This is a genomic window from Bradyrhizobium sp. 172, assembly GCF_023101065.1.
GTDB lineage: Bacteria > Pseudomonadota > Alphaproteobacteria > Rhizobiales > Xanthobacteraceae > Bradyrhizobium > Bradyrhizobium canariense_D.
In genome coordinates, this window is record NZ_CP064701.1 from 4450611 (window position 1) to 4463636 (window position 13026).

The 13026-nt window shown below is 64.4% G+C and carries 11 protein-coding genes; 7 read left to right on the forward strand and 4 right to left on the reverse strand.

The annotated features are described in order from the left end of the window. Positions 1-111: 111 nt before the first annotated feature. From IVB07_RS21585 to IVB07_RS21600, 4 genes are all read left to right on the forward strand, one after another. A complete protein-coding gene (locus tag IVB07_RS21585; protein WP_085384887.1) occupies positions 112-1695 on the forward strand; it encodes a L,D-transpeptidase family protein in 1584 nt (527 codons plus the stop codon). 92 nt (positions 1696-1787) lie between these two features. Further along, a complete protein-coding gene (locus tag IVB07_RS21590; RefSeq protein ID WP_085352959.1) occupies positions 1788-2357 on the forward strand; it encodes a glutathione peroxidase in 570 nt (189 codons plus the stop codon). Positions 2358-2522: 165 nt separating this feature from the next. Beyond that, positions 2523-3548, forward strand: a complete 1026-nt coding sequence (locus tag IVB07_RS21595; RefSeq protein WP_018456296.1) for a polysaccharide deacetylase family protein — start codon at positions 2523-2525, stop codon at positions 3546-3548. An 8-nt stretch (positions 3549-3556) separates the two neighbouring features. Then, a complete protein-coding gene (locus tag IVB07_RS21600) occupies positions 3557-4108 on the forward strand; it encodes a dihydrofolate reductase (protein WP_018456295.1) in 552 nt (183 codons plus the stop codon). A gap of 11 nt (positions 4109-4119) precedes the next feature. Here IVB07_RS21600 and IVB07_RS21605 read toward each other — a convergent pair whose 3' ends face one another. From IVB07_RS21605 to IVB07_RS40700, 3 genes are all read right to left on the reverse strand, one after another. Further along, entirely contained in the window at positions 4120-4572 is a 453-nt protein-coding gene (locus IVB07_RS21605; RefSeq protein WP_018456294.1) for a DoxX family membrane protein, read from the reverse strand. Between the two features lie 291 nt (positions 4573-4863). Beyond that, positions 4864-7173 carry an NADP-dependent malic enzyme gene (locus IVB07_RS21610; protein ID WP_018456292.1) on the reverse strand — a complete coding sequence of 770 codons (2310 nt, stop codon included), beginning with the start codon at positions 7171-7173 and terminating at the stop codon, positions 4864-4866. 429 nt (positions 7174-7602) lie between these two features. Then, positions 7603-7728 carry a hypothetical protein gene (locus IVB07_RS40700; RefSeq protein ID WP_346658297.1) on the reverse strand — a complete coding sequence of 42 codons (126 nt, stop codon included), beginning with the start codon at positions 7726-7728 and terminating at the stop codon, positions 7603-7605. Between the two features lie 76 nt (positions 7729-7804). Here IVB07_RS40700 and IVB07_RS40705 point away from each other — a divergent pair, with 76 nt between their 5' ends. Together IVB07_RS40705 and IVB07_RS40710 are read left to right on the forward strand one after the other, a co-directional pair. After that, entirely contained in the window at positions 7805-8842 is a 1038-nt protein-coding gene (locus IVB07_RS40705; protein WP_346659441.1) for a hypothetical protein, read from the forward strand. 128 nt (positions 8843-8970) lie between these two features. Further along, positions 8971-9381: a hypothetical protein gene (locus tag IVB07_RS40710; RefSeq protein WP_345946456.1), complete on the forward strand. Its 411-nt coding sequence runs from the start codon at positions 8971-8973 to the stop codon at positions 9379-9381. Between the two features lie 145 nt (positions 9382-9526). Here the strand turns inward: IVB07_RS40710 and aspS are convergent, their stop codons facing one another. Next, positions 9527-11299: an aspartate--tRNA ligase gene (aspS, locus tag IVB07_RS21620; protein WP_018456291.1), complete on the reverse strand. Its 1773-nt coding sequence runs from the start codon at positions 11297-11299 to the stop codon at positions 9527-9529. Positions 11300-11493: 194 nt separating this feature from the next. On the opposite strand from aspS, the gene IVB07_RS21625 reads away from it, so the two are divergent. After that, positions 11494-12969 carry a protein adenylyltransferase SelO gene (locus IVB07_RS21625; protein ID WP_026233133.1) on the forward strand — a complete coding sequence of 492 codons (1476 nt, stop codon included), beginning with the start codon at positions 11494-11496 and terminating at the stop codon, positions 12967-12969. The last annotated feature ends 57 nt before the right edge of the window (positions 12970-13026 follow it).

A 13026-nucleotide genomic window follows, 5' to 3' on the forward strand; every position in this document is an offset into this window, starting at 1 on the left:
AGGCTTTTTTGCTACGCTTTGGACAAATGTAGCTGATGGCAGAACCGCCATGCTGGTGAACGCGTATCCCCTCTGAGAGACTAACATCTGATTTGGATTATGGATTCGAGGATGAACAGCGTGAACGGGGCCGGTTTTTCTGCCAAGCCGACGCGGCTTTGGCAGGTCGCCATTTTGGCGGCGGCGGGTGCGATCGGCACGGCAAGCCAGGCGGACGCAGCGTTTTATTACTGGACGGACTATTCCGACGGGTCCTACGGGCGCCAGGAGCGCCATCTCGACGTCCCGCGCCAGAAACCGCAGAAGCGCGGTGCGGTCGGCAAAAAAGACCTTGTTGCCGAAAAAGAAGCCGGCACCAAACCGCAAGGTCCTCTCGTCATCGTCGTCTCGATCGACCGGCAGAAGGTCACGGTCTACGACAGCAAAGGCGTGTTCGCGGAATCCCCGGTTTCGACGGGCATGAAGGGCCATTCGACGCCGATGGGTGTGTTCAGCGTCATCCAGAAGCACAAATTCCACCACTCCAACATCTATAGCGGCGCGCCGATGCCGTACATGCAGCGGATCACCTGGTCGGGCGTTGCCATGCATGCCGGCGTGCTGCCGGGCTATCCAGCCTCGCACGGCTGCATCCGCATGCCGATGGCGTTCGCGGTGAAGATGTGGAACTGGACCAGGATGGGCGCGCGCGTGATCGTTTCGCCCGGTCAGATGTCGCCGCAGAAGTTCTCACATCCGCTGCTTGCCTCGCTGCGCGTGCCACCGCAACCCGCGGCCAGCCTCGAGCCGCAGACCAATGCCGGCGACAAGGCCGACAAGGGCACAGCCAATACCGCGGCCACCGAAGCAAAGCCGGTTGAAACGAAAACCGCCAGCGCCGACGGCGTGCCCGAGCTGCGCTCGTCGGTCGGCCACACCGTGATGTCGGACGTGACCACCGGATATGCCCCAGCCCGCGAGGAGGCCCCGGCATCGGCCGACAACACCGAGACAACGGCAAAGCCCGAGACCAAGCCCGCTGAGGCGGCGGACGCGGCCAAGCCAGAGGCCGGAGACGCCGCGCAGCCCGCGAACACTGAAGCGAAGCCTGTCGACGCCGCGGAGACGCCGAAGTCCGAACTCGCGAAGACATCCGATGCACCGGCCGCGGCGCCAGCGCAGGCGGCCACGACCGACGTCAAGAAGGACGAAACCCGCGTTGCCGATCCGGCGCCCGTGGCAAAACCTGAAGCGCCCAAGCGAGCGGGCCAGATCGCGGTCTTCATCAGCCGCAAGGATTCCAAGCTCTACGTGCGGCAGAACTTTGCGCCGCTGTTCGAGGTGCCTGTCACAATCGCCGCGAGTGATCGGCCGCTCGGCACGCATGTCTTTACCGCCGAAATCGACAAGGCCGATTCCAATGCGCTGCATTGGTCGGTGGTGTCCTTGCCAGTGTCGGTCCGTTCTGCCGCGCGCGAAGATGACGGCCGCGTGACAGGCCGCCAACGTGGCGCGGCGGTGATTCCCGTCGCCGTAAAGCCTGTGGTCCCGCCGGACAGTCCAGCCGAGGCCCTGGACCGCGTCTCGATCCCGGCCGACACGATCGCGAGGATCAACGAAATGCTGACATCGGGCGGCTCGATCATCGTCTCCGACCAGGGCATCAACCAGGGCGAGACTGGCGAAGGCACCGATTTCATCGTCCGCCTGTACTAACGCGCCTCATCGCGGCAGATAACGCCGTGTTGACGACGCCGCTCGCACCGACGGGGTAACATGCGCCCCGGATCATTTCGGGGGACGCCGTTATGATGAACCGCAGGACCATACTCATCGCCGCCTTTGCAGGCACGCTGGCGCCGGCGACGCGTGCACTGGCGGATGGCGGCATGAGCCGAATTTCCGCCTACGCCTTCTCTTTCCCGGCATTGTCAGGCGACGACATCCGCCTTGCGGCCTTCACTGGCAGGCCGCTGCTGGTGGTGAACACCGCTTCGCTCTGCGGTTACACGCCGCAATATGCCGGCCTGCAAGACATCTGGAGCGAGTTTCGCGAACGCGGCCTCACCGTCATTGGCGTGCCCTCCAACGATTTCGGCGGACAGGAGCCCGGCGGCACCAGTGAGATCTCGGAAACCGCCCACCACCAATACGGCGTTACCTTCCCCATCGCGGCCAAGGCCATCGTGGTCGGTGCAAAGGCGCATCCATTCTACAAATGGGCGGCAGAGGCGCGCCCGCGAGAAGTTCCGCGCTGGAACTTCCACAAATATCTGATCGGCCGGGACGGCTATATCGCCGATGTCTTTGCATCCGCGGTCGAACCGACAGACACGCGGATCAAGACGGCGATCGCCAAGGCGCTGGCCGACACTTGACGCCACGCGTCCCCAACCCGGTTGGGCACAATTGGGCTGGCGCGCCAAACAGCCGTTGCAATGGCGAGGGCCCACCATCTAGGCTAGGATTGTTATGGGCAGGATGGTTTTGCCGAAGGCGAAAAGCCGCGGCGGAACAACGGGATCAATCTCGAGGACAACACCATGCGTGTGGCGGCAGGACTGATATTGGCAAGCGCGATGTCTCTGGCGATGACGGGCGCGGCATGGTCGCAGACCCCGGCTGCAAAGCCCGCCGCCGCGACGCAGGCCGCACCGGCGGCAACACCGGCTGCGGCTGCGCCCGCTGCAGCTCCCGCACCCGCTCCTGCAGCAGCCGCCGCGCCGGCGGGCTTCGTCAATCCTCCGCCGCCTAAGCAGGCGCCCCAGCCCGCCCGCGCAGCCTGCAACACGCCGGGCGCGCTTGGGGTCGCCCGCACCGTCGAGATCGACACCACGGGCGGTCCTGGCTTCGGCTTCGAGCATTTCAAGGAGCTCGATTTCCTGCGCGACCACGAAGTGGTGCTGACCTTCGACGACGGCCCCTGGCCCAAGAACACGCCCGCGGTGCTGAAGGCGCTCGCCGACGAGTGCACCACCGGCATCTTCTTCTCGATCGGCAAGCACGCGACCTACGAGCCGGAGATCCTGAAGCAGGTCTACGCGGCCGGCCATACCGTGGGCACCCACACCTGGTCGCACGCCAACCTCAACAACAAGAAGCTCACGGAAGCGCAGCGCAAGGAAGAGATCGAGAAGGGTCTTTCCGCGGTGAAATGGGCGCTCGGCGGCATTTCGCCCTCGCCTTTCTTCCGCTTCCCGGCGCTCCAGCATCCGCCGGAGATGGTCACCTATCTCGGCAACCGCAACACAGCGATCTTCTCCTGCGACATCGACTCCTTCGACTTCAAGGCCTCGAAGCCCGAGAAGGTGATCGAGACCGTCATGAAGAAGCTCGACAGCAAGGGCAAGGGCATCATCCTGATGCACGACTTCCAGAAGCACACTGCGGAAGCCCTGCCCGAATTGCTCAAGCGCCTGAAGGCCGGCGGTTACAAGGTGGTGGCGATGCGCGCCAAGTTCCCGGCCTCGACGCTGCCGGAATACGACCAGGAACTGCTCAAGGACGTCAAGCTGCCGACGGTGAGCACCCGGCCGGTCAACAGCGTCGTGACAACGGTTTCCGAATAGCCGCGCCCTTGTCCTTTCGGATCGAAGGCTACGTCATCGTCTCCGCGGACGGCATGCTCGCGGACGCCGACCATGTCATGCCCGACAGCCTGAAGTTCGAAGGCGACAAGCTGTTCTTCGAGCAGGCGCTCGATCGCGCCGCGCTGATCGTGCACGGCCGTCACTCGCATGAGCAGCAGCCGAATTCACCCAAGCGCAAGCGCCTGATCCTGACCCGCAAGATCCAGACTCTGACCGTCGATCCCGAGATGCCGAACGCGACCTTGTGGAATCCGGCTCACACCAGCTTTGAGGACGCCTGTGCGTTCGCCGATGTCGCTTCCGGCACCGTCGCAATCATCGGCGGCCCCGTCGTGTTCGACATGTTCATGGATCGCTACGATACGTTCTGGCTGTCGGAAGCCCCGCACCTTCGGCTGCCCCGCGGCGAGGGCTGTTTTGTCGAAGTACCGGGGCGCACGCCTCAGGAGGTGCTGGCCTCACACGGGATGAAGCCGGGCGCGCCGTATCTGCTCGACGCCGCGCATGACGTGACGGTGACGCCATGGCGCAGGACGTAGTGGCTTAACCTTTATACGTCCCCGTAGGCCGCTTCGGCCGGACGCGTGGCGCGCCCGTAGCCCATGATCATGAACAGGGCGCCGATGATCGACAGGTTCTTGAGCGCGTCGACCAGCATCTTGCCGTTGTCAGGCGGCACCTGGTTCCAGAAGTCGTAGAACAGGAAGGTCGCGACCGCGACATAGATAATCATCAGCATCGCGAAGAAGCGCGCGCCGAAATTCAGCGCGATCATCACGCCTGCGATGATCTCGAGCACGCCGACTGCGATCGCCAGCAGTTGCGGCGTGGTCATGGCCGTCGCCGTCTCGATCTGCTTGGCGTAAGGCGCGATCATGTCGGGCATCACGACCTTGGCGGCGATGAAATCAACGGTCGCCTGCATGGCAAACAGTCTTGCCGCACCCGTGTAGATGAACAGCACGGCGAACAGGATCCGCCCGAAAGTTACGAACGCTGGCATGATCGGCCTCTTTGCTCAGGCTTTTGAATTCTCGCGAAAGCACTTCGCGATTATGAAGATACATTCGCCGGTTTACAAACGGGGAAATGGCTAACTGCGAGCAATTCAAAGTTGGTGGCCCGGCACTGCACCTTCTTACCTTGTGGGAGAAGGTGCAGTGCCGGATGAGGGGTCTCGCTCTGCAAATTCAACCGTGAGAAATGTGCGCGCGGAAGCAACCCCTCACCCGTCTCGCCGCTCCGCGGCGAGCCACCCTCTCTCACAAGGGGAGAGGGGAAGGCCACGCACGCCCTACGTAAACAACGTCGGCTGCTGCCGCGACGCGCGCTCCTGCGCTTCCACCACAGCCACTGCGGTCATGTTGAGGATGCCGCGCGCCGTTACCGACGGGGTGAGGATGTGAGCCGGGCGCGCCGGGCCGATCAGGATCGGCCCGACGGGGAGCGCGTCCGCCAGCGACTTGATCATCTGATAGGCGACGTTGGCGGTGTCGAGGCTTGGCATGATCATGATGTTGGCTTCGCCCTCGAGCTTGGAGTGCGGCAGCACCATCTTGCGCGCGGCGGCCGAGAGCGCGGTGTCGCCTTGCATCTCGCCGTCGGCCTCGAGTTCCGGATGCTTCTCCTTCAGGAGCTGGGTTGCCCGGCGCATCTTGCGCGAGGATTCCGTGTCGTAGCTGCCGAAATCCGAATGCGAGACGAAGGCGATCTTCGGCTTGATGTTGAAGCGTTGGACGTGGACCGCCGCGAGCGAGGCGATCTCGGCGAGCTCTTCGGCGCTCGGATTGGGCCGCACCTGGGTGTCGGCGATGAAGAAGGCGCCCTTGCTCGTGATCAGCAGCGCCAGCGCCGCATAGTCGCTGATTCCCGGGGTGAACCCGACGATCTCGCGAACATGGCGCAGATGGCTCATGTAGCGGCCCTCGACGCCGCAGAGCATGGCGTCCGCCTCTCCGCGCACCACCGCGAGCGCCGCGATGACGGTGTTGTTGGTGCGCACCACCGTGCGCGCCGCATCCGGCGTCACGCCGCGGCGGCCGGCGACCTCGCCATAGGACTGCACGTAGGAGCGGTAGCGCGGATCGTCCTCGGGATTGACCAGGTCGAAGTCCCTGCCGGCCTTGATAGACAGGCCGAAGCGCTCGATGCGGGCCTCGACCACCGACGGACGTCCGACCAGGATCGGCATCGCCAGCTTCTCTTCCAGCACCACCTGGGTGGCGCGCAGCACGCGCTCATCCTCGCCTTCGGCGTAGATCACGCGCACCGGTTGGGTCTTGGCCTTGGCGAACATCGGCTTCATGACGAGGCCGGAGCGGAAGGCGAAGCGCTCGAGCAACGCGGTGTACTCGTCGAAATTGGTGATGGGCCGGGTCGCAACGCCCGATTCCATCGCGGCCTTCGCCACCGCCGGCGCGATGCGCAGGATCAATCTCGGATCAAAGGGACTCGGGATCAGCGAGCCCGGGCCAAACCCTTGCGTCTCGCCGGTATCGAAGCCTTGCGCGACCGCATCGGACGGCGCCTCGCGCGCGAGCTGCGCGATGGCCTCGACGGCGGCGTGCTTCATCTCCTCGTTGATCGCGGTGGCGCCGACATCGAGCGCGCCACGGAAGATGAAGGGAAAGCACAGGACGTTGTTGACCTGGTTCGGATAGTCGGAGCGGCCAGTGCAGATCATGGCGTCGGGACGGGCTTTGCGCGCCTCCTCCGGCATGATCTCCGGCGTCGGATTCGCGAGCGCCATGATGAGCGGCTTGTCGCCCATCGCCTTGGCCATCTCGGGCTTGAGCACGCCCGGTGCGGAGAGGCCGATAAAGATGTCGGCGCCGCCGATGACGTCGGCGAGCGTGCGCTTGTCGGTCTTCTGCGCATAGACCGCCTTCCAGCGGTCCATCGTGGTGTTGCGGCCTTCGTGAACAAGGCCGTCGATGTCGCAGACCCAGATGTTCTTGCGCTGCGCCCCCATCGACACCAGCAGGTTCAGTGTCGCAAGCGCTGCGGCCCCTGCCCCCGATGCCACGATCTTGACGTCCGACAGGTTCTTGCCGTTCAGGCGCAGACCGTTGGTGATCGCGGCGGCGACGATGATCGCGGTGCCGTGCTGGTCGTCGTGAAAGACCGGGATCTTCATGCGCTCCTTGAGCTGCGCCTCGATCTCGAAGCATTCCGGTCCGCGGATGTCCTCGAGATTGATGCCGCCGAAGGTCGGCTCGAGCGCGGCCACGGTCTCGACCACGCGTTCGATGGTGTCGGCCGCGATCTCGATGTCGAACACGTCAATGCCGGCGAATTTCTTGAACAGGACCGCCTTGCCCTCCATCACCGGCTTCGAGGCCAGCGGGCCGATATTGCCGAGGCCGAGCACGGCGGTGCCGTTCGAAACCACGGCAACCAGGTTGGAGCGTATCGTCAGCGTCGCCGCTTCCGCGGGGTTCTTGGCGATCTCCATGCAGGCGGCGGCGACGCCGGGGGAATAGGCCAGCGCGAGGTCGCGCTGGTTGGCGAGCGGCTTGCTCGCCTGGATCTCGAGCTTTCCGGGGCGCGGCAGCCGATGATAGGCCAGCGCCGCCTGGTGGAGATCATCAGAATAGGACGACATGCGGTGTCTTGCCTCGCGTTACCGGCCTCAAACTACGTTGTCCTGACCGGCCCGCCTTCGGGTGGTATTTCCGGGTCATGGAAACGGGATGAAGCACGTCGGGCGGCCCGGTGGCAACATCCGATTGCGGCCCCATCAACAGGGCGCGCGGTCAAATATCTGATAGCGCTCGCTTTCCCTGGACCGCGCGTTGCTTTGCGAATATGGCAGGTTGCGTGCTGCAACGCGAGCGACTGGAGCTGGGAATGAAGTGAATCCTGATCGGCTTCATCGTCGTGGCCGTGGTGGGCGCGGGCGGATGGTTGGGCTTCAGCTTCTACGCAAAACATCGCGTCACCGCCGAGGTGGAGACCGCGTTCGAGCAAATCCGCAAGCAAGGCGGCAAGGCTAGCTACGGCAAGATCGCCTTCGATCTGCCCACGCGCACCCTCACGTCGAGGACATCGCGGTTACGCCGGGCAAGGCACCGCAGGCGCAGATCAGGATCGCCGCCATCAAGGGCACGGGCGTTCGCCAGATCGACGAAACAAGGATCTCGGCCGACGCCGTCGACATCACCGGGCTCGAGGTTACGCTGGACCAGATCGGCGCTGCCAAGCTGAAGGTCGCGTACAAGATCCCGCACCTGGTCATGCGCGACTATGCCGGTCCTGTTCAGGCGGGTCAGGTGCCGGCGGACAGCTCGCTGGTCGATATGTACCGCTACGTGCTCGGCCAATATGCGAGTGTCGCTGCATCGTCGCTCACGGCTCCGACCCTCACGATCAGCTTCGATTCCCGCGCCGCCGGCAGCGGCGAGGTCACCTATTCCGAACTGGCGATCCAGAACCTAAAGCACGGCAAGATCGACGGGATGAAGTCGGACCGCGCCGTGATCTCGGTCGACGTGAAGCAACCCGGCAAGACGGACAAGCTGACGGGTGAATCGTCGAACATCATCGTCAACGATTTCGACGCGACCGCGATCATCGCCGCGCTCGATCCGCAGACGGCCAGCGACGACAGCTATCGCCGGGTCTATCGGCAGGTCTCGACGGGCCCCTATGCGCTCAAATCGGCACAGGGGATGCGAGTGGATGTCGACGGGTTCACCATGGAAGACATCGCCGTCCAGCCGTCGAAATTCCGGCTGGCCGAGATATTTGCCGCGCTGCCACGGGATCAATCGGCCCCGCCGACTCCGGCGCAGGCACGCGAGCTGCTGGAGAAGCTCGCCGGAGTTTATGAGGGTCTTCGCATCGGTAAGGCCGAAATCGGCAAGATGTCGGTCGGCACGCCGCAAGGAACGGCCACGGTTGGTGCCATCCGATTTCGCGACGGCGAGTTCGCGGTCGAAGGCGTCGACGCGCCGTCTCCGCAGGGACAGTTCAAGATGGAGCGCTTTGCGCTGAAGTCCTTCAGCACGGCGAGTTTGATGCGCTGGGCAGCAAGCCTCACCACTGCCGGGCGGGCGCCCTCGCCGGATCAGATGCTCGGGCTGTTCGGCGTGCTCGCAGGCGCGGAGATCAAGGGCGTGACGGCGCCGTTCAAGACCACCAATAAGCTGGTCATGATCGACACACTGAGCCTGGACTGGGGCAGCTGGTCGGCTCGATCCCGAGCAAGGCGCATGTGGTTGCCAAATTTGTCACGCCAGCCGATCCATCCGGTCCAAAACAGCTTCCATTGATTGCCAGCGGGATCGACAAGCTCGCTATCGACCTCGATCTCGGCGCTGCCTGGACCGAACAGTCCAACAGCTTCGCTCTGACGCCCGCGACCCTCGACATCGGAGGCATCGCAAGAGCGCAACTGCGTATGGCGCTCGGCAACGTACCACGCGAGGTGTTTTCGGCCGATCCGGCCCAGCTCATGGGCCAGGCGGCCCGGATCGAGGCGGGCACGCTCGAATTCTCATTGCGCGACAGCGGCGTCATCGATCTCGTCGCGGCGCAGTTCGCGCGCATGCAGAATGTCAGCCGTGATACCGCACGCCAGGCGCTCGTCGAGAGCATCAAGGCTAAACGCGAGCAAGTTGCTTCCGCCAATCCGGATGCGAACGCGGCCGTGGACGCGATCGCCCGCTTCGTCGAGACGCCGGGCCAGACGCTTTCCATCAAGCTGTCCCCGCGCGCCAAGGCACCGCTGATGCAATTGATGCAGCTCTTGCAAACCGACCCACAGAGCGCGCTTGCGCAGTTCAGGATCGAGGCGTCGACGGGGCTGTAGGGAACGACGCTGCGCGCGGGGATGGCAGTTGGACCGGCGAAAATCCCTCCCCGTCATTGCGAGCGAAGCGAAGCAATCCAGAGTCACTCCGCGGAAAGATTCTGGATTGCTTCGCTTCGCTCGCAATGACGCTGTGGAGACAGCCTCACTTCTGCGGCAGGCTCACCTTCACGTGCAGCTCGCGGAGCTGCTTGGGGCTGGGCTCCGACGGTGCGCCCATCAGGAGGTCCATGGCCTGCTGGTTCATCGGGAACAGCGAGACCTCGCGCAGATTGTTGGTGCCGCACAAGAGCATGACGATGCGGTCGACACCGGCGGCCATGCCGCCATGCGGCGGGGCGCCGTACTGAAAGGCGCGGTACATGCCGCCGAAGCGATCGACGACTTCCTGCTCGCCATAGCCCGCGATCTCGAACGCCTTCACCATCGCTTCCGGCACGTGGTTGCGGATGCCACCCGAGGCGATCTCGTAGCCGTTGCAGGTGATGTCGTACTGGAACGCCTTGATGGTCAGCGGGTCCTGGCCCTTCAAGGTATCGAGACCGCCCTGCGGCATCGAGAACGGGTTGTGCGAGAAGTCGACCTTCTTGTCCTCGTCGTTGTACTCGTACATCGGGAAGTCGACGATCCAGGCCAGCTCGAACCGCTCCTTGTCGGTGAGGTTCAACTCCTCGCCGACCTTGTTGCGGGCCAACCCTGAAAATTTCCAGAACTTGTCGGGATCGCCGGCGACGAAGAAGGCGGCGTCGCCTTCCTTCACGCCGATCTGCGCGCGGATCGCGGCGGTGCGCTCAGCACCGATGTTGTTGGCAAGCGGACCGGCACCTTCGCCGCCCTCGCGCCACATGATGTAGCCGAGGCCGGGCTGACCTTCGCCCTGCGCCCAGGAGTTCATGCGGTCGCAGAAGGCGCGCGAGCCGCCACCCGGCGCCGGGATCGCCCAGACCTGGTTCTTGGGGTCCTCCAACATGCGCGCGAACACCTTGAAGCCGGAGCCGCGGAAGTGTTCGGAGACGTCCTGCATCTCGATCGGGTTGCGCAGGTCCGGCTTGTCGCTGCCGTATTTGCGCAAGGCTTCCGCGAACGGAATCCGGCGCCAGCCCTTGGTCACCGGCTTGCCCTTGGCAAACTCCTCGAACACACCCGTGATGACAGGCTCCATCGCGGCGAAGACATCGTCCTGCGTGACAAAGCTCATCTCGACGTCGAGCTGGTAGAACTCGCCCGGCAGACGATCCGCGCGTGGATCCTCGTCGCGGAAGCAGGGCGCGATCTGGAAGTAGCGATCGAAGCCCGACATCATCAAGAGCTGCTTGTACTGCTGCGGCGCCTGCGGCAGGGCATAGAACTTGCCGGGATGAATGCGCGACGGCACCAGGAAGTCGCGCGCGCCCTCCGGCGAGGACGCGGTCAGGATCGGCGTGTTGAACTCGAAGAAGCCCTGCCCCTCCATGCGCCGACGCATCGACTTGATGATTTCGACGCGCGTCATGATGTTCTGGTGCAGCTTCTCGCGACGCAGATCGAGGAAGCGGTACTTCAGACGGACGTCTTCAGGATATTCCTGGTCGCCGAACACCGGCAGCGGCAGGTCGCCGGCCGGGCCCAGCACCTCGATCTCGCTGACATAGATCTCGATCTTGCCAGTCGGCAGATCGTCATTGTCGGTGCCTTCGGGGCGGCGACGGGCCTTACCGTCCATCCGCACCACGAATTCCGAACGCAGCTTTTCGGCCTGCGAGAACGCCGGCGAGTCCGGATCGACCACGCACTGGGTCAGGCCGTAATGGTCGCGCAGGTCGATGAACAGCACGCCGCCATGGTCGCGAACGCGATGGACCCAGCCTGAAAGGCGGACCGTCTCGCCGATGTTGCTCTCGCGGAGCGCGCCGCATGTATGTGACCGGTAGCGATGCATGGTCGTCCCAAATTCAATGTCGGAGGATCGAATCGAACCGCCGAAACGGCAGGTTCAAAGTTGCGGCAGGGTTTACCTCGGCAGGACGGGGGCGGCAACCAAGGGAACGGCCCGTTTTCGGCTGGAAGTGGCCATTTTTGCCCAATCTCGGCTCAAGCCTTTGCCATCAGGCGTTCCACGCCTATCTTGAGGCCATGACAGTCCATTTCCCGTTCCAGAACTCCTATTCGGCGCTGCCGGACAGCTTTTTCGCCCGGGTCGCACCGACGCCGGTGGCAGCGCCCCGGCTGATCAAGCTGAACCGGCCGCTGGCGGTCCAGCTCGGGCTGGATCCTGATGTGCTGGAAACCCCTGAGGGCGCCGAAATCCTGGCCGGCAAGACGGTTCCCGCCGGCGCCGATCCGATCGCCATGGCCTATGCCGGCCACCAGTTCGGGCAATTCGTTCCGCAGCTGGGCGACGGACGGGCGGTCCTGCTCGGCGAGGTCATCGACAAGGACGGCATCCGCCGCGACATCCAGCTCAAGGGCTCCGGTCCCACCCCATTCTCCCGCCGCGGCGACGGCCGTGCCGCGCTCGGGCCGGTGCTGCGCGAATACATCGTCAGCGAGGCGATGTTCGCATTGGGCATCCCCACCACGCGCTCACTCGCTGCCGTCGTCACCGGCGAGCACGTCATCCGCGAGACCGCGCTGCCCGGCGCGGTGCTGACCCGCGTCGCCTCGAGCCATATCCGCGTCGGCACCTTCCAGTTCTTCGCCGTCCGCCGCGACACCGATGCCATTCGCCGGCTCGCCGACCACGTCATCGCCAGGCACTATCCGGAGGTGCTCGGCGCCGAGCGGCCCTATCACGCGCTGCTCGGTGGCGTCGTCGCACGCCAGGCCGATCTGGTCGCACGCTGGCTGCTAGTCGGCTTCATCCACGGCGTGATGAACACCGACAACTCATCGATATCAGGCGAGACCATCGATTACGGTCCGTGCGCCTTCATGGACGCCTACAATCCGTCGCAAGTGTTTTCCTCGATCGACGAGATGGGCCGCTACGCCTATGCCAACCAGCCGCGCATCGCGCTGTGGAATCTGACCCGGCTTGCCGAATGCCTGCTGCCGCTGTTTTCCGACGATCAGGAAAAGGCGGTCGCCGAGGCCCAGGACATTCTTGGCGCCTTCTCCGACACGTTCAGCGACGCCTATCAGGCGGGCCTGCGCAAGAAAATCGGCCTGTTCACGGAGCGCGACGGCGACGACGCGCTGATCCAGGACCTGCTGGACGCCATGGCCAAGAACCAGGCCGACTTCACCCTCACCTTCCGCAAACTCGGCGACGCCGCTGGCGATCCGGCTGCTGACGATGCACGCGCGCAATTCATGGACCCCGCGGCGTTCGACGAGTGGGCCAGGCGCTGGCACGAGCGCACGGCGCTGGAGCCGCAAACCGCAGCCGAACGGCAAGCCGCCATGCACGCCGTCAACCCGATGTTCATCCCGCGCAACCACCGCGTCGAGGCCGTGATCCAGGCCGCGGTCAACGATGACGACTACACGCCGTTCGAGGAATTCGTGAAGGTGCTGGCTAAACCGTTCGAGGGCCAGCCGGGCTATGCAGCCTACGCCGATCCGCCGCTGCCGGAGCAGCGGGTGCTGCAGACGTTCTGCGGGACGTGAGGCAAGCTCGGTGCGCACGGTGGACGAGCCGAAGGCATAATCCAGATGCCGGGGTGC

Excerpts from the sequence above, each read along its gene's own strand:
- IVB07_RS21585 (WP_085384887.1), top strand. The coding sequence starts at position 112 with ATGAACAGCGTGAACGGGGCCGGTTTTTCTGCCAAGCCGACGCGGCTT.
- IVB07_RS21590 (WP_085352959.1), top strand. The coding sequence starts at position 1,788 with ATGATGAACCGCAGGACCATACTCATCGCCGCCTTTGCAGGCACGCTG.
- IVB07_RS21595 (WP_018456296.1), top strand. The coding sequence starts at position 2,523 with ATGCGTGTGGCGGCAGGACTGATATTGGCAAGCGCGATGTCTCTGGCG.
- IVB07_RS21605 (WP_018456294.1), bottom strand. The coding sequence starts at position 4,572 with ATGCCAGCGTTCGTAACTTTCGGGCGGATCCTGTTCGCCGTGCTGTTC.
- IVB07_RS21610 (WP_018456292.1), bottom strand. The coding sequence starts at position 7,173 with ATGTCGTCCTATTCTGATGATCTCCACCAGGCGGCGCTGGCCTATCAT.
- IVB07_RS40700 (WP_346658297.1), bottom strand. The coding sequence starts at position 7,728 with ATGTCGACGGCGTCGGCCGAGATCCTTGTTTCGTCGATCTGGCGAACG.
- IVB07_RS40705 (WP_346659441.1), top strand. The coding sequence starts at position 7,805 with ATGCGCGACTATGCCGGTCCTGTTCAGGCGGGTCAGGTGCCGGCGGAC.
- IVB07_RS40710 (WP_345946456.1), top strand. The coding sequence starts at position 8,971 with ATGGCGCTCGGCAACGTACCACGCGAGGTGTTTTCGGCCGATCCGGCC.
- aspS (WP_018456291.1), bottom strand. The coding sequence starts at position 11,299 with ATGCATCGCTACCGGTCACATACATGCGGCGCGCTCCGCGAGAGCAAC.
- IVB07_RS21625 (WP_026233133.1), top strand. The coding sequence starts at position 11,494 with ATGACAGTCCATTTCCCGTTCCAGAACTCCTATTCGGCGCTGCCGGAC.